Origin of the sequence: Escherichia sp. KTE114, assembly GCF_000407765.1 — a bacterium.
GTDB classification, from domain to species: Bacteria; Pseudomonadota; Gammaproteobacteria; order Enterobacterales; family Enterobacteriaceae; genus Escherichia; species Escherichia ruysiae.
The window spans coordinates 75031-75700 of sequence record NZ_KE136622.1 but is presented as its reverse complement, the minus strand read 5'-3'; the positions used below and the strand labels follow the sequence as shown (position 1 = coordinate 75700).

Here is a 670-nt window from a genome sequence, read left to right as displayed (position 1 = left end):
CCACCATGAAAGAGTTTTTCCGGATCACCATCTGCCAGTACAGGGGCGATAGCAGGGGACAACGAAGCAAAGATGTGTGGCAGTCGGGTAATATCTACTGGTCTGCGGGTGAAACGGCTTTGTCCCGGATGTTGATACCATTCCCACAAACACCAGAGTGTCACAGGTAAGAGGTACATCCACAGAATACCTATGGTCTGCTCCATGACGTTAACCCACTGGCTATAGCTTATGTTGGCGGCGTTGTTACCGGTCATGGCAAGCAGGTTGTATCGTGGTGCTGCATAGTTATGAAATGGTCCCCAGTCGACCAGTCCCCATAAGGTATGAAGAATCAGGCAGCTGGCGTAAACCACTTCCGGTAAGAATAACCATATGACGAATAGCAGCAGGATAAGAAGGACACCAACAGCGCCCCATATCTGCATAGGATCTTCTGCGACAGGCTGTCGATTGTAAGACATGACAAAGTCTCCATTTCTGGAATTTAAATCGAACGGAAAGGTTAAAAATTTATTTTCAGGTGATAAGAGCTAACCAGAGGAGTTAGCCGTGCGATAAAAGGATTGTTGCAGATACGAAAGTCGTTAGAATAGCTGCGGGCGCTTGAGGCTGTATGCCGAAAGCGTTTTGTGGACGGTATACAGCAGAAAGCCCCTGGAGATTTTTT

Annotated in this window: 1 pseudogene; it reads right to left on the bottom strand. The window is 47.6% G+C overall.

What is annotated here, in order from left to right:
- Positions 1-464: pseudogene (gene trbA / locus WC5_RS21085) on the bottom strand (IncI1-type conjugal transfer protein TrbA); the annotation flags it as partial.
- Positions 465-670 lie beyond the last annotated feature (206 nt).